The sequence below is a fragment of the Clostridioides sp. ES-W-0016-02 genome, assembly GCF_020641035.1.
In the GTDB taxonomy this organism is placed as follows: domain Bacteria; phylum Bacillota; class Clostridia; order Peptostreptococcales; family Peptostreptococcaceae; genus Clostridioides.
In genome coordinates this window covers 4,133,246-4,159,535 of record NZ_CP061361.1, presented here as the reverse complement: position 1 = coordinate 4,159,535, position 26,290 = coordinate 4,133,246, and the positions used below count along the sequence as shown (strand labels likewise).

Below are 26,290 nucleotides of genomic sequence, written 5' to 3'. Positions count from 1 at the left end.
GAATAACTTTGCTAAAAAGAAATTTCGAAAATGTTGAGGATAATAAAATCTTATATTCTATAAAGCAAGGGATGATTTTAGCAATACCTGCTATTATGACTGGTTCAATTGCACTTGTTATTTTGAATCTTCCAATAAAAATTTATCAAGAATATATAGCAAGTTTATTTAATGGTGAGATTTTAAATATGCTTACATTTATAAATGATTCTACCTTAGGAATTATCTCATTAATAATATTGTTGACAATAAGTTATAGCTATGGAAAAATCTATGGGAGCAAGTATACAGTACTTGTTCCTATAGTTGCAATGTGCTCTTTTTTAGTATTTTCACATGGTAGTGAAATAGATTCTTATGTGGAGATATTTAAAACAAAGTGGTTGTTTACAGCTATTATTGTTTCCATAACGTCTTCTATGTTATTTGTAAAGCTCACAGAGTCTTTTATAACAAGTGTAAAGTTTCATACAGAGGGGGCTGATGCTGATTTTAATATGGTGGTTTCAGCTATAATTCCATTTATAACTGTAGTATTTTTATTTTCTATTTTGCGTGTAATAGTAATAAATCTAATTGGAAGTTCAAATTTTCAAGATATATTTTATAATTTATTTTCAAATATATTTAATAGTATGGGAAGAAACCTTATGAGTGCTTTGCTATTTATATTTCTAATGCATTTTATGTGGTTCTTTGGTATTCATGGAAGTAATGTACTTGACACAGTTGCAAAAAATTTATTTGAAAATGGGATGGCAATTAACATAAATTTAGTTAATAATAATCAATTACCAACAGAAATTTTTACTAAGACTTTTTTTGATACAATGGTTTTATTTGGTGGATGTGGAGCTTTGTTGTGTTTAGTAATTGCCATTTTTCTTAGTGAGAAACGTATAAATGTAAGAAAGCTGGCTAAAATTGCTTCAATACCAGCTCTTTTTAATATAAATGAGATGCTAGTTTTTGGGATTCCAATTGTTTTTAACTACATCATGTTTATACCATTTATAATTACACCTATGATTCTAACAATTACAAGTTATGTAGCTATGTCTACAGGTATTGTACCTTGCACAGTTTCTGCAGTAGAATGGACATCACCTATATTTTTAAGTGGATATATGGCTACAGATTCAATAAGAGGAAGTTTGTTGCAATTGTTTAATTTGTGTGTAGGAGTTATGATTTATATTCCATTTATAAAGATGTCACAAAATAGATATATTTACATGTTTAAAAATAATATAGAAAATTTAACAAATTTAGTAAAAAAATGCGAATTAACAGGAGAACAACCAAATATTTTAAATCATAGTGGAAAAATAGGTTCAATATCAAAAATGCTAGCATCAGATTTAAAGTTTGCTATGAAAAAAGAAGATATAGAGATTTTTTATCAACCACAAGTTAATTATGATGGGAATATTGTAGGAGCAGAGGGGTTACTTAGGTGGAGGCATTCAATAGGTGGATTTATTTATCCGCCACTTGTTATACTTTTAGCTAAAGAAGAAGGTTTTTTAGATGAACTTGGAAAGTATATTATTAATAAAGCATGTGTTGATTTAAAGAAAAGTGAAAACTTATTAATAAATCCTATTAAATTTTCTGTAAATATATCTCCAGACCAACTTAATGCTCCTAATTTACCAGAGCAAATAAAAAATATAATTGAGAATAATAATATCAACCCTAATATGCTTGGTATAGAAATCACAGAGCAGGTTGCATTGTCAGGTTCTCAGATAATTATAGATCGAATAAATGCAATACATGATTTGGGTATAAAGCTTATTATGGATGATTTTGGAATGGGACACAGTTCCCTTGTATACCTCCAAAATAATAATTTTGATATAGTTAAGTTAGATGGTTCACTTGTTAAAGAGATACTTACAAACAAAAGAAGTAGTGAAATCATAATGTCTATTGTAAATCTTTCAAAAAACCTAGATTTTGATATAATCGTGGAGTATGTTGAAAATTTAAATCAGAGAGATAAGTTGTATGGCTTAGGATGTGAAATATATCAAGGATATTATTATAGTAAAGCTATACCTTTTGAGGAGTTTATAGATTATGCAAATCGAGAACTTGCTAAATAGTCTTACTAATAGTTTGTAAGTTATATTAGTATATAAATTTGTAATAAGATTAAGTTTAGGAGAAGTATATGAATATAAGTATAGTTGTAGTAGGTAAAATTAAAGAAAAATATTTAAAGTTAGGTATTGATGAATTTAGAAAGAGGCTTTCTAAGTATTGCAAGTTGGAAATTATAGAGTTAGATGATGAAAAAGCTCCCGAAAATTTAAGTGCTAAGGAAATGGAAATTATAAAAGATAAAGAGGGAAAGAAGATTTTAGGTAAGATAAAGCATAACAGCTATGTTATAGCTCTTGCTATTGATGGAAAGAATTTGTCTTCCGAAGAACTGGCTAAGACTATGAGTGATTTAGCAGTTAGAGGTAACAGTAGTCTTTGTTTTATAATTGGAGGTTCTCTAGGGCTTTCTGATGATGTTTTGGCTAGGGCTGATTATAGATTATCTTTTTCTAGGATGACTTTTCCTCATCAGATGATGAGGTTGATATTGTTAGAGCAGATTTATAGGGCTTATAGGATAAATAATGGGGAACCATATCATAAGTAAGGGAGCACGTTAGTCTTAACCACTGAAATAAGTTGGTTAAGGCTACTTTTATTTTACAGGTATATAATAAGTTAAAGTACAAATAATATATAGTATTTTGATATAAATTATCAGATTAGATTTAGTAAAGTATCGAAATTGATTAAAATATAGATAAATAAGTAGATAAAGAGGGATTAAACAATGAAGTATAAAATAATAAATTAGGTGAGGTCTGATTTAGAAGAGAAAAACTTTGAAAAAGTGGATGAAGTTGAAATTTTAAGAAACTTAGCATCTTGTGTCGGTTTAGGTGTAACTAAAGAAGAAATGAATAAATTAAGAAATTTATCATCAGAGGAATTAAAAAATATTGCGGAGAAATGCAAGAAAGCATATTTACATGCTGTAGACTTTATAACAACAGAACTGCCTTTAACTAGTCATGGATATTTGCCTTATTCATTACAGTTAACATATTTCATTTGCATTAAGAAATGCATTAAGTAAAACATATGCTCTTATTCTTTCTAGGAACAACCTTAGAAGCTTACTGGACGGAGCTCTAATAAATACACAGTCAGTACTGTCTATAGTCAATAAAAATGAATATCATCACATTTTCCCAAAAGATTATTTGAAAAATAAAGGGTTTAATAAAAATTAAATTAACTGTAATGGAAATATATGTATAATTAATCTGAATAACAGTAGAACTATATCAAATAAAGTACCTAGTGATTATTTCAAAATAATTAAAAATAATTTAGGTGAGAACTTAAAAGATGTGTTAAGTAGTAATTTCATAGATTAAGAAAGCTATGAGTACGCCTTAAAAGATGATTATGCTGGATTTATAACAGCTAGAATAAATTAATAGTAAAAAAGCTAAGGAATTGTGTGAAGATGACTTAGCTGTTTTACCTGGACATGATTTATTTAGAGAACAAGATATTGACGAAACAAGTAACAATGAACAATTAACTCTAATTTAATATTATTTTATAAAATTGTAGCAAAATATATGCTCTGTTGGATTTATAATGGAGCAGTGTTTCAAAGGTAATAATGAATAAGAAAAGAGAAATAGATAGCATAGAGATATAAATAAATGATGATGTGATAATATACTTAATGAAGGATGGGCTGCCTAAATAACAAGGTAACCCATCCTTTTTGTATTTACTTGGAATAAATTGTGTAAATTTGAAAAGTAAATATATAAAAAGTAGACAAATACGTAAATTATAGTCTATTTGTAGTTAATATGAGATTGGCATTTTAAATAGGATAATACTCTAATTTTTATAAGAGTTAAAGCAAGCATGTATTATTACTTAAATATTTGTATAATCAACATCTAGTAATTTACCTTTTTGGTGAAAATGATTAATAAGTTTTTTAGGATAATTCATTATTAATTCATTTGGAAAATTAATTTCTTTTAAGATATTCTCAGAATACTCATAGTTACCTATATCAAAACAAATGTGAGCATCTGAAGTTAGTATGATTTTAGTACCATGTTTTTTGCAAAGTGTAGCAATATACTTACAATTATCCGAGCTACCATTTCTTGACACTCCTTTGATAGAACAATTATTTATCTCTATTAAGATATTCTTTTCCATGGCTAATTTAATGATTAATTCATAGTCGATTGGGTAGTTTGGGTTTCCAAGGTGGCCTAATATTTCAATATTATCATGCTTATTTATTGCATTTATTAAGGCTTTAGTATTATTCTCTAATGTATTTGGTGAAAAAACGGCTTCGTGAAATGACAAAATAAGATAATCTAATCGAGAAATGACAAAGGGTTCTAAATCGATGTTTCCTTCAGTGTCTAGTGTATTTGCTTCACATCCTCTTAAGATTATAATGTTATTTATGATTCTTGGGATATTTTGAATGTTGTGAAAGTACCATTTGTGGGGAGAACCAGGCATCTTAGGACCATGTTCAGATGTACCTAGTATCTTAATTCCATTTTCTTTACAATAATTAATATTTTCTAACAAAGTGCTATAGCCATGACCACTGACTATAGAGTGGGTGTGTAAATCTGATAAAAAATTCATATAAATTCCTCCTCTATAAAAGATGAGGGTAACGTAATTTATATTATAAAATGAACAGGAAAGAAAATCAATAGTTACACAATTAGACAAAAATATTGAAATATTGTAGAATTAAGCTTAATAATAAATATTTAACAGTATTACTGCTTATAGGGGAGGTTAACTATGATACAAAAGAAGCTATCAAGGAAAGAAAAAGTTTTAATTTGCTTGAAAAGATTAACAGAAGAACACTTGAACCTTAATAATGGCATTAGATTTGGATTTGATGCAGAACATATTGCTACTGAAGTAGGTATAAATAGAAGTAATGCTAGTAAGGAATTAAATCAATTAATAAAGGAAAATATCATTATAAAGATAAAGGGAAAACCTGTTCAGTACTTATATAAAGAACGTATTGAGAGTATTTTAGGAAAGAAACTAAATACAGGGATATTTGATAATATTAACTCTATAAACGAATATAGTGAAAATGATTCTATCAAAGATGAGTATATTGTAGAGGGTATAAAAAAAGAGAACAATATTTTTAATTTAGTAGGATGTGACGGAAGTTTAAAGTCCCAGATAGAGCAAGCTAAAGCAGCAGTAATATATCCACCTAAGGGGTTGAGTACATTAATAATAGGACCTACAGGAGTTGGTAAATCTATATTTGCAGAATATATGTATAAGTATAGTTTAACTATAAAAGAAGATAGTGATAATGCACCATTTATCATATTTAACTGTGCTGATTATTCTGATAATCAGCAATTATTATTAGCACAGCTTTTTGGATATGTAAAAGGAGCATTTACTGGAGCTGATAAAGATAAATATGGTATTGTACATGAAGCTAATAATGGAATATTGTTTTTAGATGAAGTTCATCGACTATCTGCAGAGGGACAAGAAATGTTATTTCTGCTTATGGATAAAGGTATATATAGAAGATTAGGAGAGGCTAATAAGGTACATGAGTGTAGGGTTATGATAATTGCAGCTACTACAGAAGATCCAGAGATAGCAATGTTGGAAACGTTTTTAAGAAGAATACCTGTAACTATAAAGATTCCGTCTTTAGAGGAAAGAGGCTTTCAAGAGAGAATGAAGCTTATATGTTATTTTTTTAAAGAAGAAAGTATTAGGATTGGTGTTAAGTTAAAGGTTTCAAAAGAAGTTATTAAGGCATTTATTTTATATAAGTGTAAGGGAAATATAGGACAATTAAAAAGCGACATACAATTAATTTGTGCAAGAGCTTTTTTAGATTATATGACCTATAAAAGAGAATGTGTATATGTAAGACTCTCTCTTCTACCAAACAATATTAGAGAATCATTATATGGAAATAATAGAAAAGAGGAGTTTGTACAAAACTTCAGTTTTATTGGGAAAGATGATATTATTTTTTTACCAGAAGAAAAGAATTTTGAAAGTGAAAATTTATTAATAGAAAATAAAAAATATGATTTAGATTTCTATGGAATGATAAAAGAAACTTGGAATAAACTTCAACAGGAAGGGATTAAAGAGTCACAAATTAGAAGCGTTATAGATGAAGATATACAGAAGTATTCCTATAATTTAATGAATACTTTTATATATAATAGTAGTAATCAAACAGCTTATAACAATATTGTTAATGATTCAATTGCAACTACTGTGAAGTATATTTTACAAAAGCATGATAAATGGAGCAAAAGAGAAGGATTAGATAAATTAATAAAAGCTATAGCCTTACATATTCAGAATTTAATTGAAAGAATAAAGATTGGGAACATAGTAAAGCATCCTAATAAAGATGAGATTATGAAGGAAAGAGCATATGAATATAACATAGCAAAAGAAATATTATCTAACATGTCGTTAATGTATGGAGTTGAGTTTCCAGAAGATGAAGCAATTTTTTTAGCAACGTTTCTTTATTTATCTTATGTGGGATTAAATGAGGAGAGTATAGCAATATTAGTTATAATGCATGGTGAATCTACGGCATCTAGCATGGTGAATGTAGCTAATACTTTACTGGATTGTAACCATGCGGTGGCAATCAATATGGGATTAGAAGATAGAGTTCAGGATATTTTAGTCCAAGCTGTAGAAATAGCCAATGAAATTGACAAAGGAAAGGGAATTTTAATTCTAACTGATATGGGATCTATTTTAACATTTGCTAAAGTTATTCATGATGCTACTGGAAAAGAAGTAAAAGCAATAGATATGGTAAGTACACCTATTGTAATAGAAGCAACTAGAAAGGCCTTAACTCCGGAAATGACATTAGAGAAATTATATTTTAATATTATAGAATCTATAAAGAAACATTATGGAGATATGGAAATTATGTATGCTGAAAAAGATAATGGTGGTAGATATTTTGATAGATTACTAATTGATAATATTAGTAAAACTTTGACTTTTTTAAATGGGGAAAAGGCTTATTTTATATTAAAAGAAGTAATTAATAGAATTAGCGAACATTATTCTTTAGTAATTCAAGATGAGCTTTTAGTAAAGTTTATATTTCATTGTTCATGTATGATTGAAAGAGTAATAATAAAAGAGTCTTTAGTTTATAAATTATATGAAGAAAGAATTAGTAGAAGTAAAGAATTATATTTAGTTATAAAAGAAAGCTTTAAGCTTGTAGAAGAGACATTCGATATAATTATTTCAGATATGGAATATGCAAATATATTAGATATATTTGAATCACAGTATGATACAGATAAATTCAAAAGTTGATACAAAATTTAAATATAGCCAAAAGGCTATCTTTTTTTTACCTATTTTTGATACAGATTTGATACAGGTTTGAAAAAGATTTTGATACATATTGAAAAAGTGAGTTTTTTTTATAAATTAAGTAAAAAGATTTGATTAAATCCTGTAAAATAGCCATTTGTTATTGATACACATAAGTTGGCACAACAATTGCTTATATAAAAAGTGACAAGAAAAGTGAGGTGAGATTGGTGATTGGGATAATAGTTATGACTCATGGGAATTTTAGTGAAGAAGTTATAAAAAGCTGTGAACTTATTGCAGGACCAGCAGAAAGAACAGCAGCAATTAAACTAAATAGGAATGATAATATTGAAGACTTAAATAGAAATTTTGTAGAAAAGTTAAATGAATTAGATGAAGGTGACGGAGTTTTAGTATTAGCTGACCTATTAGGAGGTTCACCAAGTAATGTTGCAAGTTTAAACCTTAAAAAAGGTGGAAAGTTTCATGCACTTACTGGAGTAAATCTTCCAATGCTACTTGAAGCTTTAATTAATAGAGATGGAAAAAGTTTAGAAGAGTTAGCAGAGACATGTATTGAAGCGGGGAAAACTGGTATAAACCATATTAATAAAGTTCTTGGCTCAATGTAATAGAAAAAGGAGTTCGATTAAAAATGTCTTTAGTAAAATATTGCAGATGTGATGATAGATTAATACATGGTCAAGTGATATATAAATGGGTTAAGCATCTAGGTGTTAAAAAAATAGTAGTAGTAGATGATGAAACAACCAATGATGTTATTGCTAAAGGTTTGATAAAAATGGCAGCACCAAAGAATATTGATTTATCAATATTAACTGTAAGTGAATCAAGGAGGTATTTTTATAATAACCAAGCTGATGATAACGTTTTTGTATTAATTAAAAACTTAGATACTGCAAATAGAATGAGAGAAGAAGGAATTGATATTAAAAAACTTATTATTGGAAGAATACCTACAGGGATAGGAAAAAAGAAAATATCTCAAAGTGTATACATTAATAAAAAAGAATTTCTTTTAATAGATGAATTTATTAAAAAAAATATTAATGTATCAATTCAAATGGTACCTGACGAGGACGAAGTAGAGTTAAATCACATTATTAATCGCTATAAAGGAGAGTTTGTTTAGCAATGAATAAATATAAGGCAATCATACTCTGCCATGGAACTTGGGGAAAAGTATTAGTAGAAGAAGCAAATAAAAACTTTGGATTGTCAAATCAATACGAAGTTTTATCACTAAGCCCTGAAAAAGATGTTTCTGTATTCATGAAAGAGGTTGAAGAAATAGTAGATAAAGAGGATGTGAAAATTATAATATCAGATCTGTATGGGGGATCTACATCAAATGTTGCAATAGCTGTTGCTATAAGAAGAGGGATAGATGCAATAAATGGACTTAGCTTACAGACAATTTTAATCGTAGATGAAGAATTAAGCAAAGAAGATAAAGTACATACATTACCAGAAAGAATCGTCAGAAAAAATAATAGCCTTTGTGTGGATTTAATTAAAGAATTTAAAAAAATATAAATTATGAGGTGGATATAATGTCAAAAATAACATTAGTAAGAGTAGATCATAGATTAATTCATGGACAAGTTATAACAAAATGGGTGAAAATCGCTCAAGCTCAAAAAATAGTAATAGTTGATGACTTCTTAGGTCAAGATGAATTTATGGCTGACGTATATAGGATGGCAGCACCATCAGGAGTAGAAGTGGCTATTTTAACAGTAGAAGATGCAGGGCAAGCATTCCAAAACAATACTTTAGGAGATAAAAATATATTTATTCTATTTAAGAACGTTGATATGGCAAATAAGGCGTATAAGGCAGGTCTTAAGTATGAAAAGATTCAATTAGGAGGTATTCCAAATGAAGCAGGAAAGAAGATGGTATTTACAGCTGTTTCATTAGGAAATGAAGATGTAGAACAACTAAATGAACTTAATGAAAATGGGGTTGAAATAGTTCTACAGGTTATACCAGAGGAATCATCTATGACGTATGAAAATGCGTTAAAGAAATTTAAATAAAAATTTATAAATTAGGAGGAATTATAAATGGAATCTGTTTTGATGTTGGCAATTGTAACAGGATTATGGTATTGGTTTGCAGCAGGTCTTGCAGGGTATACCCTTTTCTCAACACTAAAGTCTCCTTTATTTATAGGTTTTAGCCTTGGATTACTTTGGGGTGATGTAACAACTGGTATGATTGTTGGTGCAAGTATAGAAATGGTTTATCTAGGAATGGTAGCAGCAGGAGGAAATATTCCATCAGATAAATGTTTAGCTGCTCTTATTGCAATACCAGTAGCACTTCAAACTGGTGTTAATGCAGAAGTTGCAGTATCTATTGCGGTACCTTTAGGTGTTATAGGAGTATTAGTTAATAACTTAAGAAGAACTGGTAATGCTGTATTAGTTCATAAGGCAGATAAGTATGCCGAAGAAGGTAATACAAAAGGTATCTGGAGATGTGCAACACTTTACTCTTTAATATTTGGGTTTGTTTTAAGATTTCCAATAGTTTTTGTATGTAACTTTTTTGGAGCAGATTTAGTTCAATCATTATTAGATGTTATACCACAATGGTTAATGAATGGATTAACAGTAATGGGTGGTATATTACCTGCATTAGGTTTTGCAACAACAATATTTACTATAGGTAAAAATAAATTCTTACCAATGTTTATTATAGGATTTTTTATGGTTCAATATTTTGAAATATCAATTACTGCAGCTGCAATATTTGGTGTTTGTATAGCTCTTTTAATTACATTTATGAAAGAAGATAAAAGGGTGGGTGAAGTATAATGCAAGAAATAAAAAACAAAGAAGTTAAAAATGAACAAGGTACGACTGAAGTTAATAAGACAAGAGTACTTACGAAGAAAGATGTAACAAAAACATATCTAAGATGGTGGTGGACAGCAGAATTATCTAACTCTTTTGAAAGAATGCAAGCATTAGCAGTTTGTGCAAGTTTCACTCCGGCTTTAGAAAAGTTATATAAGAGAAAAGAAGATTTAATAGATGCGTTAAAGAGGCACTTACAATTTTTTAATACTCAAGCTATATGGGGAGGGTTAATTCACGGTACAGTTTTAGCTATGGAAGAAGAGAAAGCTACTGAAGGAAAAATCCCAGGAGAAGTTATTTCAGGTGTTAAGAATGGGCTTATGGGACCTTTGGCTGGAATTGGAGATACTTTAGATTTTGGTACATTTCAAACAATATTCTTGGCTTTAGGTGCTTCATTTGGAGCAGAAGGAAGTGTTATAGGTGCATTTTTCCCAATAATGTTTAGTATATTACTATTTTGCGAAGGTTATTACTTATTCCATTTAGGATATTCTTTAGGTAGAGATTCAATTAAGAAAATTCTATCAGGTGGTATTGTCAATAAGATAATTGATGGTGCTTCAATTCTAGGAATGTTTATGATGGGAGCATTATCTGCAACTACAGTTAAGCTTTCAACTCCATTATCATTTGATATTGGTGGTAAAGCAATTGTTGTTCAAGACACATTAAATATGATTGCTCCAGGTTTATTACCACTTGGTGTTGTATTCTTCGTATATTGGGGAATGAAATACAAGAAGTGGACAATAACTAAGTTATTAGTAATTTTAGTTGTAGTAGCATTAGTAGGATCATTAATTGGAATATTCTAATTTACAATGATTAAAATATAGAATTTAATTTTAGGAGGAGAAAGACATGTCAGAAAAAATGTATACAGAGAAGGAATATTTAGAAGGAATTAGAGGAGCAACAGGAGAAAGAGCAGTATGGTTCTATCTTCTTATGAAAGAAGCTGAAAAATTAGGAGTTAATCCAGATGATATATGTAAAGAAGCAATATATGGATTTGGCAAAATGAGAGGTCAAAAATATAGCGTAGCAGATACTCCAGGAAAAATGGCAGAAATGTTATATAACAGTAAAGGACAAAAAGTGTTTGAAATGGAATTAGTAGAAAATACAGATGAGAATGGAGTTTTAAAATTCCATCACTGTCCATTAGATGCTGCTTGGAAAGAGTATGGATTAACTAAAGAAGAAAGAAAAGAAATTTGTAGATTAGCTTGCTACGGTGATTATGGAAGAGTTGATTGTGCACAAGGTGTTAGATTAGAGTTTGCTCAAAAATGTGCTCATGATGATGAAGTTTGCGAATTAGTATTCACAAGAAAATAGTTTTTAATGCTAAAAGCCTGTTCTTTAAGAACAGGCTTTAAAAAACAGAAAGTAGGTTGATTTATGGATATAAGCAGAAGTGTAGATAATAGTTTAAATAGAACAGTAGAATTCCTAAAAGAATTAATAAAAATTGATACACAACAAGGTGAACCTATTTCACAATGTCCTTTTGGTATCGGACCTAAAAAATCTTTAGATAAAACTTTAGATTACTGCACTAGTTTGGGTTTTAGCGTTAAAAATATTGATAATTATATTGGATATGCAGAAATTGGAGAGGGAGAAGAATTAATAGGAATTCCAATGCATTTAGATGTAGTTCCCCCAGGAGATGGTTGGAGTGTAGATCCATTTTCGGGAGCAGTAATTGACAATGTTATTTATGGAAGAGGTGCCATAGATAATAAGGGGGCTGTATCTATGCTTATACATGTATTGAAAAACATAAAGGATATGTACCCTACAATTAATAAAAGAATAAGATTAATTTTTGGTACAAATGAGGAAACAGGTATGAAGTGTATCAAATATTATTTAGATAAAGGTGAAGAAATTCCAAGTATGGGCTTTACTCCAGATGCTATGTATCCAGTGGTTAATGGAGAAAAAGGAAGAGTTCATATAAGGATAGAAAAAGAGATTAAAATTGATAAAAGTAAACCTTACATAATAGTAAGTGGAGGAACTAAAGAAAATGTTGTTCCGTCTTATTGTACTGCAAAGATTATTAATGGAATTATTTCAGAATTAACTACTAAAGGAGTAGCTGTGCATGCAAGTAATCCTGAAAAGGGAGAAAATGCTATATCTAAAATGATAATAAAGATAGTTAAAGATAATATGGATTTTCAGTATAGAGAAGATATAGAATTAGTTTCAAAATACCTTTGTAGTGACTATTATGGAGATGCATTGGGAATTAATCAATATGATGAGGTGTTCAAAAGCACTACTTTAAATTTAGGAATATTAAAAGTGAATGAAGAAAAAATCATATGTGAGTTAGATATAAGGTATGGTAAAAATATAGTTTTAAACAATATAATAGATAGATTCAAAAAGTTTTTTTGTAATGGTTGGAAAATAAAGATTATTGATCATAAAGACTTACATTATGTGGATGAGAGTAGTTTAGTACTTAAAAAGTTATTAGAAGCCTATGAAAAAGTAACAGATGAAAATGGATATACAATTGCTATGGGTGGTGGCACATATGCAAGTTGGTTTAAAGATATGGTGGCGTTTGGACCTAAGTTCTTAGAGTATAAAACTGGTGGTCATGGAGCAGATGAAAGAGTACCAATAGAGCATATACGAAAGAATATGGAGATATATACCTTGGCTTTAATAAAACTATTAGAATTGTAAAAGGAAAATAGAACTTATGTGCAAATATAATTAAGAATACATTAAAGGTAGGTATACCTGGAACTGGGAAAATAGGAATAAAAATAGCAGCTGGACTTGGTGGTGTTATTAAAACAATAAGGTTTTTGAGTTTGGAAATATTTATGTGTATTCTTTAAATAAAAGTTTATCTTTTAAGTGATAATTAAATATTTATTGATAAGGCTATGGCTTTAAAAATCATAGGCTTATTTTGATATTTTTTCCATTTTTGCAAAAATTATTATCCCTTTAAGAAAATTTCTTGAATTTTTTGAAATATTTTTTTATTAACTTAAAGTTAAAATTCTTTCTTCAAAGTAAATACTTAAATGAACTAAAATTTGAGTCCAATTTCTAATTACCTTTGGTTCAAAATCTCCATTTCGGTCTCTTGGAATATTTAAAGTTATTTCTCCAAAATCTGATTTAACATTTTTATTTCTATATCCATTTCTAGAGTTTTAGTATTTTTATTCTTATTATCATACCTATCATAACCTAGATGCTCATCAAGCTCCGCTTCTAACATTTGATGAATTGTACTTGCAAATAAATCCTTTAACATGTCTTGAACATCTGTAGTTGTTTTAACATCATATTCTTCAATAAGTTTTTTTAATATTTTGTTTTTGTTAAACATAAAAAGTGTGCACCTTCATTTATATAGTGATATTTAATATTTTAATTATCATTACTTTTTAGAAGAATACACACTTTATTTTAAAGACCAAGTTAATATTAATTAATTTTATATTATAGAAATAAATTTTTCTAATGCTGGATTTGTATTGTTTTTATTCCATACAACTACAACCTCGATTCTATTTTGTACTTCATTTATAGGTACAATTGCAATATCCTGTTTTATCATAGTATCTACAACACAAAATGAAGGTAAAATGGATATACCCATGTTAGAGGCTACTAGTGACTCAATAGTATTAAAATCATTTGAACGTTGTACAACATTAGGTACAAATCCCGCTTCACGATATCTATTCTGTATCATGGATTTTTGCCCATACTCATCTCCTGTTTCCTTTACAAAAATAAACTTCTCATGTTGTAGCTCAATTAAATCAATAGAATCCTCATTGCAAAGTGGATGACCATGGGGTAAAAGAGCTACCAAAGAATATCTTTCTACAGTTTTATATTCAAAATCTTTTAATGGTTGATTCTCTGGATTAATAACAAAGGCAAGATCCATAAAATTATTTTTTACTAAGTTTAAAAGTTCAGTTATCTCGTTAGTACAAATTTCCATAGATATATTAGGGTATGTATTAGAAAATTCTTTTAAATATTGTTGGAATTTGTTTTTTTCATATCCTATTAAGATTCCAATACTCAAAGTTCCAAAAGAACCATGTGCAAATTGTTGTGTCTTTTCAATAGCGTCATTGATATTTTTTATTATAGTACGAGCCTCAGATAAAAAAACTTTTCCAGCTGGTGTTAGCTCAACATGTCGTTTACTTCTTGTAAATAGAGTCACATTTATTTTTTCTTCTAAAGCTTTTATTTGTTGTGTAACAGCAGTTTGGGAAATATAAAACTTTTCTGCTGTTTTGGTAAAACTTAGATTTTCTGCTACAGATATAAAATATTCCAATTGCTTAGTATTCAAATAATCACCCCTATTTAAACTTTATTGTTTGTAGACCTTATTCATATATAATTAAAACTTATTATAGTATAAGAAAATTTACTTTTAAATAATATTGGAAAATATTTGTATAAAAATATATGTTTTAGACATATTTCTATATTAGGTTTTATAAAATTATCAAAGATAGACTAACTACTCCATCCTCAACATAAGTAGGCTGGAAAGGTAGTTAACATGGAGTAGCTCAATAATAAGAATAACTTATATATTCCCATGAAAACGATATTGGATTTAAGTAAGTTTGTCTCATAAAATGAAAGTATAGCAATTAATAATATTTTAAATGAGAAGGGAGAAAAAATGGAAGATAAATTTTATGCAAAAGGAAAAGGAAATAACGGATATGTTAAAAATCTTGAAGTTTGTTCCTTTAATGACTTAGATGGAACTTGTGGAATGTTTCAGATGGCTCTGTACAAAAGAGATGAAAAATACTATTTATATGGATGTTGTTTTGGGGGAAGTAAAAAAAATGGAGTAATGATTAGTGATGTGACAGATCCTTATAATCCACAATTTATAAAACATTTTCAAATGTTAAATCCAAAAGAGTATCCTACAACAACTACTCCAAAAATTCAAATAGCAGATGATTTAATGATAGTAGCTATGAGTTGTGGAAGTGGACCAGGAGCACTTGTAGATCAAGCTAAATTAGCAAGTATTAAGTGTGAAGCAGGAATCAGAATATATAGTTTAAAAGAAGACCCTTTAAATCCTAAGTTTTTAGGTTACTGGGATTGTGGATTAAAGCATGTAATGGGTGTTCATAGATTTATGTACAATGGTGGAAGATATGTACATTTATCAAGTGATTGTGTTGGATTTGAAGGTCTGATTTATAGAGTTATAGATATAATAGATCCAACTAATCCAGTGGAAATAGGTAAGTGGTGGAGACCAGACCAATATGCAGATGGATATCCAGATAGAACTTTTGATGCAGGAGCACCTCATTGCCCAGAATTTATGGATAAAGGATGGCTCCATGGGCCTCCATTTGTAAGAGATGGAAAAGCATATTGTGGTTATGGAGGAGCTGGTTTAGTTGTATTAGATGTTGAAGATTTAACAAGACCAAGATGCTTAGGTGAATTACCATTTATGCCTGCATTTTCTAGTAAACTCGCAGGAGCAAGAACTCATACAGCACTACCATTACCAGGAAGAGATTTAGTTGTTGTGCAAAATGAGGGAGAACGTTTCCAGTTTTTTAAGCCAGAGAGTATTACAGATGTTCAAGCTATGAATAATATACATATGGTTGATGTTAGTAATCCAACAAGACCAACATTAATTGCTCAATTCCCATATCCTGAAGTACCAAAGGATTTCCCATATCCTAACTTTAATGTTGCAGGGCTAGGAAAACCAGGGCCATTTGGTCCACATAACCTTCATGAGCCAATGGATAATAAACCATGGCTAGAGCAAAGAGGAGATAGAGTATATTGCTGTTATTTCCATGCAGGATTAAGGGTTTATGATGTATCAGATCCATATTACATCAAAGAGTTAGCATATTTTATACCACCAAATCCAAATAAAACGCCAGAAGAATCTTATTTCCCAGGATTCCCTGGACCACGCTTGGCAGTAACAGAAGATCTTATTGTTGACGATAGAGGTTACATCATTATAGATGCCCTAGATGATGGATTCTATATATTAAAAATGAAAGAAGATTAATAAACACTAAAGAGGGAGAGTTAAAAATGAAAATACTAGGTATTTCTTTTGGAACAAAAAATGGAAATAATGACACCATGTGTAAAGTGGCACTTAAAGGTGCTCAAGAAGCAGGAGCTGAAGTAGAATTTATTCAAATGTCATCTCTTAACATTAAACATTGTACTGGATGTTGTGCATGTGTTAAGACTTTATTATCTGGAAAAGGTAGTATGTGTGTATTAAAGGATGATTTTGAATGGTTACTTGACAAAATGAAAGATGCAGATGGGATAGTAGTTTCAGACCCTATATTTGAGGAAGGAGCATCAGGTCTATTCCATACTATAATGGACCGTTTTGGACCAAGAGCAGATAGAGGAAATAATATTATAGGAATAAAAGTTGCAGAAGCTACAGGAGGAAAAACTCCAGACCCAAGAATGCTTAATGATAAAGTAATATCATTCATGGGAATAGGAGGGTCAGACTGGGGTACAAGAGTTCAATGTGAGCATGCTATGTTAGCATTAATACCAATGTGGAAAGTTATAGATAATGCTTGGTTCCCATGGGCAAAGGAATTAGTAATGGATGGCTCAAAACTTGCTCAAGTTCATCAAATAGGTTTAAACATAGTTGAAGCAGCAGAAGATTTTGAAAAAGCTTTATACAAAGGAGAAGAAGGAGTCTGTCCACATTGTAATAATAGATTATTCTACCTTGAGCCAGGTACTAAAAAATCAATATGTGCTCTATGTGGTATAGTTGGAGAATTAGATACTGCAAGTGGAAAAACTGTATTTAGTTTCCCAGAAGAGCAATTAGGTCATGCTCATGATACTTTAGCAGGTAAGTTTATACATGGTGATGATATTAAGAAAATGGAAGGTCATTATGCAGAAGTTCGTAAAACACCAGAATTTAAAGAAAGAAAAGCCGCTTACAATTTTATAGAACCATTAACCAAAGAAAAGCATGCTGAACTTTCATTAGGAGAATAATTAAAATATGAAGACTCATATTTTAATTAGTGTTATAGGAGATTTATTATATGAATGAAAAGCCACACTTTAAACAAATTGGAATTATTAATATAGTAAATAATATCCAAATAGCACTTATCATATCGACTATAGAAGCAATTATTGCTTTAGTACCTGCATATTACAATGTTAGATTAGCTCCAGTGTTCATTGCTATGTTTATACCACTACACTTAATTTGTTTTGTAGTATCTATGATTGCAAATCCAATAACAATAAGGTTAGTGGGAATGAATCAAGCTATAGAAACTACTAATTATAATATAGGAAATGGATAGAAAGAAAAAAGAAATATTAACACTATCCATAGGGATTGCTTTACTACCTCCTTTATGGGCAGTGCTAGCACCTTATATAGGAATAAAAACTGGAGCAGTAGCATTAATTTGTGCAGGATTATATGTAACAAATGGTAATAAACGAAAAGATGGATTAAAAATAATGTTTGGTTTTTGGTGTGGAGATTTATGGGCAGTGTTGGCTATTATAATTATGGAATACATAAATCTCAACCCAAATCTAGAATTATTTTTAACACTTGGTATATTAGGTTTTTTTGCAGTTATAATTGCATCCTTATTTGAAAAAGTAATTTTCTTACCATCATGGCTTTGTGGTTGGGCCATAGGGCTAACTATTATGACAGGTGAAAGTATTATTAACTTACAAAGTCTTTGTATTCAAGTTGCTGTGGCTATGGCAGTAGGAGTATGGTATGTAGGAGCAGGTGTAGATTTATTTACTGTATGTATTTTGGAGAAAGATAAAAAAACGGGAAATTGAAAGCATATGAATATAATTTGATTATAGGAGAATGTTTATGGGATTTGAATTTAAAATAATGAGAAGTTTAATATATGTAGGACTTGCTAAGGAAGAGTATAGACCTAAATTAATGGACTGGTTATATCGCTACCATATTCCAGATAGTATTAGTAATTTTGGGCCATATTGTACTAAATATGCTTTTTATCAAGCATATCCTACACCAGATGAAGGCGAACGTTTTGGTGTACGTAAGATGCAATTAACAGAGCATTATTGGATTGTAGATGAACATATGCCTGAAATGGCAAATAGAATTATGACAGAATACATGCCTATGGATGTTCTCCGTTGGCAAGGGTGTATACCAGATGTGGAGAATAAAAAAGTTCATGAGAATGCAGAAAGTGGAGATGCAGGACGTGCAGTAGGTGGGGATAATGGATGTCCACCATTTATATTTGCTTTTGTTCCAATAAACTGGGAAGAAGATTTTAGAGGAAAAGGACGTACTGTACAAGATGGACCAAACTATCGTTGGCAATTTATGATTAAGTACCCAGATGGAATTTCTAAAGAAGAAGGAGAAGGATGGTTCTATGATGAGGTAGTTCCATACTTTACAAACTGCTGTTATGTTAATCGTTTTGTAAGTAGTAAAATCATGATTAACTATGGAGCAACTGCCTTTGATCGTGTAGTAGAACTATGGTTTGAAGGAGAAGAAGAATGGTATAAAGCTGTGGTTGAGGGGACAAAATCATTTATCAAAAAGCCAGAATGGGCACAAGAAGAAGAGTTCCCATATTTAAAACCACAATTTAATATTGCCTCAGTATTCTTAGGTGATATAGCAACTATGGACGCATATTCACAGTATCGTGGATATATTCCAATGAGATAAAATCAAGAAGTTCCTTTTATGATGACAAATAGTTAAAATAATAAAACTGTTATCATGAAGGGAATATTTTTGTGTCTAGAAAAACTTTTGAAGTAAAAGTTAAATATGTGAGAGAGTATTTTAAAGGTAAAGAATCATTGTTAGATACATGTAGACAATATAATATTTACAACGTATCATATTAATAAGTTTATACTTGAGTTATGAAGTAAAAAGAGTAATTCCAAAGATTACAAATGGTATGATAATTGTGATACTTCAAGTTTTAGAAGGTGTTGGAATTGTTAATAGGAAGAAATTTAATGAACATGAAGAACTCATATAACAGTAGGAGGATACAATGTATACAATTGGACAAGTATCTAAATTTTTAGGAATGTCTAGAGACACACTAAAATTTTATGAGGATAAAGGATTAGTAAATCCTAAGAAAAATGATGAAAATGGATATAGAAAATATAATCAGTTTGATATATATGATATTACAACAATAAATTTTTATAGAGAGATTGATATCGAAATTAAAAAAATTCAAGAAATAAGAAAAAGCAAGAGTATAAGCAATTTAGAACTTTTGCTATAAGAGAAAGAACAAACTCTTTAAGAATGTAAGGGATAATCATATGCTAAGTGAGTGATATGATTATCTCTTATTTATTAATTGAATTTAAGTAAAAATTACTTGTAGATATTCTCTTAAGCTGGAGCCTAGTTTTAATAGGTTTTTCACAATAAAAATTTATAGGCTAATATTTACTTTTATAGTAAAATATAAAGAAATTATTAGAGTAACATTCAAGGAGGAATAGGTATGGTTTTATTAATTGTTGATACACAAAAACTAATAACAAATGAAAAATTATATAAATTTCATGAATTTGTAGTAAATATAGAAAGCTTAATTGATACAGCAAGAAAAAATAATATAGAAGTAATCTATGTACGTCATGACGATGGAGTTGAAAATGAGTTGACTAAAGGTAAAAACGGATTTGAAATATATGAAAAATTTAAACCATGTGATGAAGAAAAAATCTTTGATAAAGGAGTAAATAGTGCTTTTAAGGGAACAGGCTTATTAGAATACTTAAAAAGTACTAGTGAAAAAAATATAATTATTGCTGGACTTCAAACAGATTACTGTATTGATGCTACTATAAAATGTGGATTTGAACATGGATTTAACATAATAGTCCCAGCTTATGCAAATACAACTGTTGATAATTCATTTATGTCAGCAGAACAATCATATAAATACTACAATGAATTTATCTGGAATGAAAGATATGCAGAATGTATTTCAGTGGACGAAACACTTAGAAGGATGAAATAAATATAGATTATTACATAAGAAAAAACTTAACTTATTTAGTCTAAAATATTAAAATCATAAGGAACATAGACTGTGACATTTATATTTACATAAGTTGATTTCAAATTTAAATTCCAACAAGGGATGTTAAATTCCAAATTAAAAATCAGACTTAATATATTAGAGTTATATATAAGGCACATCAATTTTATTTTGAATTAATGTGCTTTTTAGTTGTAGTAATTTATTCATAATCAATATAATTTTTATTATTTAAATCAATTTTTCTTGTGTTTCTTTATTTAAGAAACTCTTTTTTTATCTATAGAATCTATACATGTATTATAGTTTGTATTTTAGATAAGTTTAATTTTTGTCTTAATCTAAAACAAAAGTTAGACTTAAATGAAATTGAAAAGGCTAAAATTATCAAATAAAATAAATATTGTGGAGGTGATGAAAATCTAGTGATAATATAAAGACTAATCTTAACAAGAAAGTAGGGATTAATAGAAGTGGATAAAGAAATTGTATCAATTCTTCAGGTTTTATTAAATAGCACATTGATTACAGCTGACGAACTACAAGAAGAATCTAATGCATCAAAGAGGCAAATTACTTATAGAATAAATAAAATCAATGACATACTTAAAGTAAAAAAAGTACCACTTATATATTTAAGAGCTGATAAAGATATTATTGTTAAAAAAGATACAAAAGATGCAATTAGAGAAATCCTCGAAAAAAACTATTCTAAGAATACTTACTATTTTAGCAAAACAGAAAGACTTTTATATATGTATTTAATGCTTTTTATTAATCTGGAGGATATTTCAATTAATCATTTTATAGATTCTATAAAAGTAAGTAGGTCTACTGTAAATCTTGATTTTAAAGATTTGATACCAGAACTTGAAAAAAAGAACATTAAAGTTAAGAACAATCGTATAAACGGATATTACCTAGTCGGGAATGAGATGGAAATTAGAAGAGTACTTATTAAAAACATTATAGAAACTCTATCTAATGAGAAAAGTTCAAGAGTATTTGATATTTTTATTGAAGAGTATAAGTTAGATAGTTTTGAAGAAGCTAAAAAAATTATATTAAAGCTTGTAAAAAAATATGAAATTACTTTTGTTGAAGATAGATTAATAGAGTTTATATATATCTTTATCTTTCTAAAAGCAAGAATGTATTCAAATAGAATAGTTATTCAAGAAAATATAGATATTCCTAATATTGCAGTCATGAGTTCGATGAAGGAATACAAATTTGCTAGGGAGTTATTAGAAGTATATGAGAGTAAAGAGAAGATAAAATCTCATAATATAATGTATATTAGTGCTTGGATTTTAGGTATATCAGTAGGAAATGATGAAGAAGATACAGAAGATAGAGCTGTTATTTCAAAAATTGTAAATAAAATGATGACAAAGTTTGGATATTTAAGTGGAGTTTATTATATAAGTCAAGACAAAATATTTAAGAGACTATATTCTCATTTTAGACCAGCCTATTACAGACTTTTATTTAAATTACCTATTTATAATCCAATTTGTGAAAAGGTAAAAGAAGAATATAGATTAGTTTATAGAATTGTGAGTAATGCAATGAAAGAGTTTTGTGGGCTATTTGGAGAAGACATTCAAGAAGAGGAATTGGCATATTTAACTATGCATTTTGCAACCCTTTTCTCAGATAAAAAAGAGTTTGATGGACCTAGAAAAAGGAGAGCATTGATAGTTTGTTCAAATGGTGTTGGCAGTTCAGCTATTTTACATGCAGAACTTACAAGCTTGTTCCCTGATTTGCATTTTCTACCAATACTAGAATCCTCTGAACTGGGAAATATTAGTGAATCTGTAGACATTGTGTTTACAACTAATTATAAGGCGGAGGGTTTAAAAACAGATGTGCCAGTGATTAAAGTTAGTCCTGTTATGACCCCAAAAGAAAAATATAAGGTTACACGTGAAGTGTACATTCAATTGGGTGATATTTTTTTAAGGCAACCTAAAATCGATGAGGTTATGGATATAATAAAAAAATATGCGAAAGTAACTTCTGAAAGTATGCTTTCAAGTGAGTTATTAGCCTATTTTACACAGATAGAAAATTTTACGTCTAAGGAAGGAGAAGGACCTATGCTAAGTGACATTACTAATGAAACGCTAATAAAACTAAGGATAAAAGCTAAAGATTGGGAGGAAGCTATTAGACAGTCAGCTTCTGTCTTAGTTGAAAATAATAAAGTAACTGAAGCCTATGTAGATGCTATGGTTAATTCAGCAAAAGCGTCTGGACCATACATAGTAATTACAAAACATGTGGCACTTCCACATGCTAGACCAGAAGCAGGGGCAAAAGAAATTGCAATAGGGATTGCTACTTTAGAAAATCCTGTTGAATTTGGAAATGATAATAATGACCCTGTAAAATATGTATTTTGCTTAAGTGCAATAGATAATAATAGTCATTTACGTGCTATGTCAGAGTTAGTTGAACTATTGGAAGAAGAAGAATTCTTTAGAGTTTTGGATAATGCTAAGGAAGCTAATGAAATTATTGATTTTATAAAAACACATGAATTATAAAAGGGGGATTTAATTATGTATAAAATTTTAATCGCATGTAGAGCAGGAGTTGGCTCAAGTTTGATGTTAAAAATAAAGACTCAACAAATTATTAAGGAAAATAATTTTCCAATTGAAGTAGAGCATGGTTCATTAGACTCCTTAAATGGATTCAATGGAGATGCTGTAGAAACATTAATTGATGTTGCTGAAGAGTTAAAAAATAAAAATTTGAAATTTGATATAATTGGAATTCACAACATTGTTGACCGTAATGAAATTAAAACAGCATTAGAAAAATTTCTTGCATCAAAAGAAAAATAAAATTTAATAGAATAAGGAGGGCTATTTATGGAGTTTATTATTAGTTTATTGAGTACGCCAGCTGTTTTACTTGGTGTAGTTGCATTTATAGGATTGATTCTTCAAAAGAAACCAGCTGTCGAAGTATTTACTGGAGCTTCAAAAACACTTATAGGTTTCTTGATATTTGGTATTGGTGCTTCAGCTATGACTGGAGCATTACAGAACTTCAATAAATTATTTCAACAAGGTTTTGGAATTACAGGTGTTATAGCTTCACCAGAAGCAGCTACTGCACTTGCACAAGGTACATATGGTTTTGCGGTTTCATGTACATTGATTCTTGGATTCATATTAAACTTAGTTTTTGCACGTATTACAAGATTCAAAAATATTTTCTTTACAACAGGTCATAGTTTATTCTTTTCTTGTGTATTAGTTTTGATTATGAAAGCACATGGATTCGATAACACAATTACTATTTTAGTGGGTGGTACTATCTTAGGATTTATGTCTGCTGCATTACCTCAATTCTGTCAACCATTTATGCGTGAACTGACAGGTGGGGATGAACAAGCTATTGGTCACTTCAACATGATTGGTTATGGCTTATCAGGTTATATTGGTCGTTTATTTTCAAAGCATAAAGAAGAAACAACAGAAACGATTAAATTTCCTAAGTGGTTATCAATATTTAGAGATTTCTTAATGGGTCTGTCTATAGTTATGTTAATCTTATTCTATGTAGCAACTTTAAAAGCTGGACACGCATTTACTCAGGAACTTGCTGGCTCAACACATTGGTTAGTATTCCCTCTTATAGAAGCATTTACATTCGTAGCTGGTATGTCAATATTAATGTCTGGTGTTCGTATGTTCTTGGCTGAAATAACTGCAGCATTCGTAATTATTTCAGAAAAATATATTCCAGGTTCACGTCCTGCATTAGATGTACCAACAGTATTTCCATACGCACCAAATGCAGTTATTATTGGATTTATCTCAGCATATGCTGCTGGTCTATTAGCAATTGTTATTATGGCATCATTTCCTAATATATTCCCTGTAGTAATTATTCCAGCTGCTCATATATGTTTCTTCTCAGGTGGTACAGCTGCGGTATTTGGTAATGCATCAGGAGGATGGAGAGGAGCTATTGTTGGCTCATTCGTTGTAGGATTATTTCTTGCATTCTTACCAGTTATACTATATCCAGTTTATGGAACACTTGGTATAGAAGGAGCAACTTTCCCTAATATTGATTATAACGTGGTTGGTTCAATATTACATAATATTTTACAATTTATAAAACCTATCTAAAACATATTAATATTATACAAGGATAATAGGTATTCCTATTATAATTTTAAGGAGGATAAATCTATGGTAGAAAATACATTACCTGTATTTCTAGAGAATCTATCTAATGAAGTTGCAACGTTCATTGCTTCAATAGATGAAGTATCTATAAACAAAGCATGTGATTTAATTTTCGAAGCAGAAAGAAGTTATGGACGTGTGCATGTAACTGGTATTGGTAAACCAGGTCATGTATCAGGGTATATTTCTTCATTACTTTCATCTACTGGAACACCAGCATATGTATTGCATGGTACAGAAGCAGTACATGGGTCAAGTGGTCAAGTACTTGAGGGTGATGTTGTTATTGCAATATCGAATAGTGGTGAAACTCAAGAATTAAAAGCAACTGTTGAAACATTAAAAGCAAATGGAGCAAAAATAATTGGGGTGAGTGGTAATGTTGATTCATACTTAAAAAATTCTTCTGATATATTCCTATTTGCAGGCGTTAAACAGGAAGGAGATTGCCTTAATAAGGCTCCTCGTGCATCAATTCTTGCTGAAACTATAGTATTACAATCATTAAGTGTTGCACTTCAGTACGCTAAAGGTCTTGATGCAAAGCAGTATTTAAAGTGGCATCCAGGAGGAAGTCTTGGAAAGTCTATTAGAGAGGGAATATAATTTTATGAAATATAAAGGTATTATATGTGCAATGATAACTCCATTTGATGAAAATCAAAATATCAATCCACACGCAACATGTGAATTGATTGATTATCTAATTGATAGAGGAATCTATGGATTATTTATTTTAGGAACTAATGGTGAATGTCATGTACTTACAGATGATGAAAAGGTTGAATTTGCAAAGATTGTTATCAATCACACTAACAATCGTGTACCTGTTTTTGTTGGAACAGGAGGTAATTCAACTCGTGAAGTTATAAGTTTATCCAAGAGAATGGAAGAAATAGGTGCAAGTGCATTATCAATTATTACGCCATATTTTGTAACACCAACACAACAGGAATTAATTTTACATTATAAAACTATTGCTAATGCAGTTAACTTACCAATTATGATGTATAACATGCCAAGTAAGACTGGAATTAATATTGAACCTGAGTCAGTACATGAATTATCTAAGGTAAAGAATATTGTTGGAATAAAGGATAGTAGTGGTAAGCTTGATAATATAAAAGCTTATATTGAAATAACTAGGAATGAAGACTTTAGTGTATTTTCAGGTTCAGATTCCCTTATTCTTGATACTTTGAAATCTGGTGGGCAAGGTGCTGTAGCAGCCACAGCAAATTTTTTAACAGAGATTGATATTGCTATTTATGATAACTTTATTAAGGGTGATTTAAGAGCAGCTCAAAAAGCTCAAAATAGTATTGAAGAACTTCGTCGTATCCTAAAATTTGGGACTATTCCATCTGTTATAAAGAAAACTGTTGTCTTGAATGGAATTAATGTTGGGACTGCACGACTTCCTGTAATTGAGCCAATGGGAGAATTGCTTGAAGAAATTAAGCAAGTAGTTGAAAATTATAAAACTTTATTCAATAAAAACTGTGAGAATAGATAACACAGATAGTGACATCACATTGACATATAACTAATATAGTATTGTAAAATGGGATTGGAATTAATG

General features: G+C 29.6%; 29 protein-coding genes. 25 read left to right on the top strand and 4 right to left on the bottom strand.

Annotation, left to right across the window (positions count from 1 at the left end):
• Positions 1-8 precede the first annotated feature (8 nt).
• From IC758_RS19295 to IC758_RS19285, 3 genes are all read left to right on the top strand, one after another.
• Positions 9-2,111 (top strand): EAL domain-containing protein, encoded by a 2,103-nt coding sequence (locus IC758_RS19295; protein WP_227860679.1) that lies wholly within the window; start codon positions 9-11, stop codon positions 2,109-2,111.
• A gap of 68 nt (positions 2,112-2,179) precedes the next feature.
• Positions 2,180-2,659, top strand: coding sequence for a 23S rRNA (pseudouridine(1915)-N(3))-methyltransferase RlmH (rlmH, locus tag IC758_RS19290; RefSeq protein ID WP_227436517.1), 480 nt, complete (start codon positions 2,180-2,182; stop codon positions 2,657-2,659).
• A gap of 207 nt (positions 2,660-2,866) precedes the next feature.
• The gene (locus IC758_RS19285) at positions 2,867-3,148 is read left to right on the top strand and encodes a hypothetical protein (protein WP_227860678.1); all 282 of its coding nucleotides are present in this window, start codon (positions 2,867-2,869) and stop codon (positions 3,146-3,148) included.
• Between the two features lie 827 nt (positions 3,149-3,975).
• Here the strand turns inward: IC758_RS19285 and IC758_RS19280 are convergent.
• Positions 3,976-4,719, bottom strand: a complete 744-nt coding sequence (locus IC758_RS19280; RefSeq protein WP_227831484.1) for a PHP domain-containing protein — start codon at positions 4,717-4,719, stop codon at positions 3,976-3,978.
• A gap of 165 nt (positions 4,720-4,884) precedes the next feature.
• On the opposite strand from IC758_RS19280, the gene IC758_RS19275 reads away from it, so the two are divergent.
• From IC758_RS19275 to IC758_RS19235, 9 genes are all read left to right on the top strand, one after another.
• Positions 4,885-7,452 (top strand): sigma-54-dependent transcriptional regulator, encoded by a 2,568-nt coding sequence (locus IC758_RS19275; protein ID WP_227436509.1) that lies wholly within the window; start codon positions 4,885-4,887, stop codon positions 7,450-7,452.
• Between the two features lie 230 nt (positions 7,453-7,682).
• A complete protein-coding gene (locus IC758_RS19270) occupies positions 7,683-8,087 on the top strand; it encodes a PTS sugar transporter subunit IIA (protein ID WP_227436507.1) in 405 nt (134 codons plus the stop codon).
• A gap of 23 nt (positions 8,088-8,110) precedes the next feature.
• Positions 8,111-8,608 (top strand): PTS sugar transporter subunit IIB, encoded by a 498-nt coding sequence (locus IC758_RS19265; protein ID WP_227831482.1) that lies wholly within the window; start codon positions 8,111-8,113, stop codon positions 8,606-8,608.
• Positions 8,609-8,610: 2 nt separating this feature from the next.
• Positions 8,611-9,012 (top strand): PTS sugar transporter subunit IIA, encoded by a 402-nt coding sequence (locus tag IC758_RS19260; protein WP_227436503.1) that lies wholly within the window; start codon positions 8,611-8,613, stop codon positions 9,010-9,012.
• A gap of 17 nt (positions 9,013-9,029) precedes the next feature.
• Entirely contained in the window at positions 9,030-9,518 is a 489-nt protein-coding gene (locus tag IC758_RS19255; protein WP_227845248.1) for a PTS system mannose/fructose/N-acetylgalactosamine-transporter subunit IIB, read from the top strand.
• 27 nt (positions 9,519-9,545) lie between these two features.
• Positions 9,546-10,301, top strand: coding sequence for a PTS mannose/fructose/sorbose/N-acetylgalactosamine transporter subunit IIC (locus tag IC758_RS19250; protein WP_003425166.1), 756 nt, complete (start codon positions 9,546-9,548; stop codon positions 10,299-10,301).
• Positions 10,301-11,164 (top strand): PTS system mannose/fructose/sorbose family transporter subunit IID, encoded by an 864-nt coding sequence (locus tag IC758_RS19245; protein WP_227436499.1) that lies wholly within the window; start codon positions 10,301-10,303, stop codon positions 11,162-11,164. The genes IC758_RS19250 and IC758_RS19245 overlap by 1 nt, the downstream gene beginning before the upstream one ends.
• Positions 11,165-11,210: 46 nt before the next feature.
• Complete coding sequence (locus IC758_RS19240; protein WP_227436497.1) at positions 11,211-11,690, top strand: L-2-amino-thiazoline-4-carboxylic acid hydrolase; 480 nt, start codon at positions 11,211-11,213, stop codon at positions 11,688-11,690.
• Between the two features lie 63 nt (positions 11,691-11,753).
• Positions 11,754-13,061 (top strand): M20 family metallopeptidase, encoded by a 1,308-nt coding sequence (locus tag IC758_RS19235; protein ID WP_227436496.1) that lies wholly within the window; start codon positions 11,754-11,756, stop codon positions 13,059-13,061.
• A gap of 308 nt (positions 13,062-13,369) precedes the next feature.
• On the opposite strand, the gene IC758_RS21085 is transcribed toward IC758_RS19235, so the two are convergent.
• From IC758_RS21085 to IC758_RS19225, 3 genes are all read right to left on the bottom strand, one after another.
• Positions 13,370-13,492 (bottom strand): hypothetical protein, encoded by a 123-nt coding sequence (locus tag IC758_RS21085; RefSeq protein WP_255630994.1) that lies wholly within the window; start codon positions 13,490-13,492, stop codon positions 13,370-13,372.
• Complete coding sequence (locus IC758_RS19230) at positions 13,489-13,722, bottom strand: transposase (protein ID WP_255606218.1); 234 nt, start codon at positions 13,720-13,722, stop codon at positions 13,489-13,491. Before IC758_RS19230 ends, IC758_RS21085 begins: the two co-directional genes overlap by 4 nt.
• A 108-nt stretch (positions 13,723-13,830) precedes the next feature.
• On the bottom strand, positions 13,831-14,712 hold the full coding sequence (locus IC758_RS19225; RefSeq protein WP_227436494.1) for a LysR family transcriptional regulator: 882 nt from the start codon (positions 14,710-14,712) through the stop codon (positions 13,831-13,833).
• Between the two features lie 342 nt (positions 14,713-15,054).
• Here IC758_RS19225 and IC758_RS19220 point away from each other — a divergent pair, with 342 nt between their 5' ends.
• From IC758_RS19220 to dapA, 13 genes are all read left to right on the top strand, one after another.
• Positions 15,055-16,443, top strand: a complete 1,389-nt coding sequence (locus tag IC758_RS19220) for an LVIVD repeat-containing protein (RefSeq protein ID WP_227483309.1) — start codon at positions 15,055-15,057, stop codon at positions 16,441-16,443.
• Positions 16,444-16,469: 26 nt separating this feature from the next.
• A complete protein-coding gene (locus IC758_RS19215; RefSeq protein ID WP_227436490.1) occupies positions 16,470-17,426 on the top strand; it encodes a flavodoxin family protein in 957 nt (318 codons plus the stop codon).
• A 50-nt stretch (positions 17,427-17,476) separates the two neighbouring features.
• The gene (locus IC758_RS19210; protein WP_227436488.1) at positions 17,477-17,746 is read left to right on the top strand and encodes a hypothetical protein; all 270 of its coding nucleotides are present in this window, start codon (positions 17,477-17,479) and stop codon (positions 17,744-17,746) included.
• Complete coding sequence (locus IC758_RS19205; RefSeq protein ID WP_227436486.1) at positions 17,739-18,251, top strand: DUF1097 domain-containing protein; 513 nt, start codon at positions 17,739-17,741, stop codon at positions 18,249-18,251. The genes IC758_RS19210 and IC758_RS19205 overlap by 8 nt, the downstream gene beginning before the upstream one ends.
• A gap of 31 nt (positions 18,252-18,282) precedes the next feature.
• Positions 18,283-19,137, top strand: a complete 855-nt coding sequence (locus tag IC758_RS19200; RefSeq protein WP_227483308.1) for an acetyl-CoA hydrolase — start codon at positions 18,283-18,285, stop codon at positions 19,135-19,137.
• A gap of 196 nt (positions 19,138-19,333) precedes the next feature.
• Positions 19,334-19,462: a winged helix-turn-helix transcriptional regulator gene (locus IC758_RS19195; RefSeq protein ID WP_227860677.1), complete on the top strand. Its 129-nt coding sequence runs from the start codon at positions 19,334-19,336 to the stop codon at positions 19,460-19,462.
• A gap of 15 nt (positions 19,463-19,477) precedes the next feature.
• A complete protein-coding gene (locus IC758_RS19190) occupies positions 19,478-19,720 on the top strand; it encodes a MerR family transcriptional regulator (RefSeq protein ID WP_227851731.1) in 243 nt (80 codons plus the stop codon).
• 228 nt (positions 19,721-19,948) lie between these two features.
• Positions 19,949-20,470, top strand: coding sequence for a cysteine hydrolase family protein (locus IC758_RS19185; RefSeq protein WP_227831477.1), 522 nt, complete (start codon positions 19,949-19,951; stop codon positions 20,468-20,470).
• A 494-nt stretch (positions 20,471-20,964) separates the two neighbouring features.
• Complete coding sequence (locus IC758_RS19180; RefSeq protein WP_227860676.1) at positions 20,965-23,046, top strand: BglG family transcription antiterminator; 2,082 nt, start codon at positions 20,965-20,967, stop codon at positions 23,044-23,046.
• Positions 23,047-23,061: 15 nt separating this feature from the next.
• Positions 23,062-23,349 carry a PTS sugar transporter subunit IIB gene (locus tag IC758_RS19175; protein ID WP_227436477.1) on the top strand — a complete coding sequence of 96 codons (288 nt, stop codon included), beginning with the start codon at positions 23,062-23,064 and terminating at the stop codon, positions 23,347-23,349.
• Positions 23,350-23,376: 27 nt separating this feature from the next.
• Complete coding sequence (locus IC758_RS19170; protein ID WP_227825068.1) at positions 23,377-24,648, top strand: PTS ascorbate transporter subunit IIC; 1,272 nt, start codon at positions 23,377-23,379, stop codon at positions 24,646-24,648.
• Between the two features lie 63 nt (positions 24,649-24,711).
• Positions 24,712-25,314 carry a KpsF/GutQ family sugar-phosphate isomerase gene (locus IC758_RS19165; RefSeq protein WP_227436474.1) on the top strand — a complete coding sequence of 201 codons (603 nt, stop codon included), beginning with the start codon at positions 24,712-24,714 and terminating at the stop codon, positions 25,312-25,314.
• Between the two features lie 4 nt (positions 25,315-25,318).
• Positions 25,319-26,224 carry a 4-hydroxy-tetrahydrodipicolinate synthase gene (dapA, locus tag IC758_RS19160; protein WP_227483334.1) on the top strand — a complete coding sequence of 302 codons (906 nt, stop codon included), beginning with the start codon at positions 25,319-25,321 and terminating at the stop codon, positions 26,222-26,224.
• Positions 26,225-26,290 lie beyond the last annotated feature (66 nt).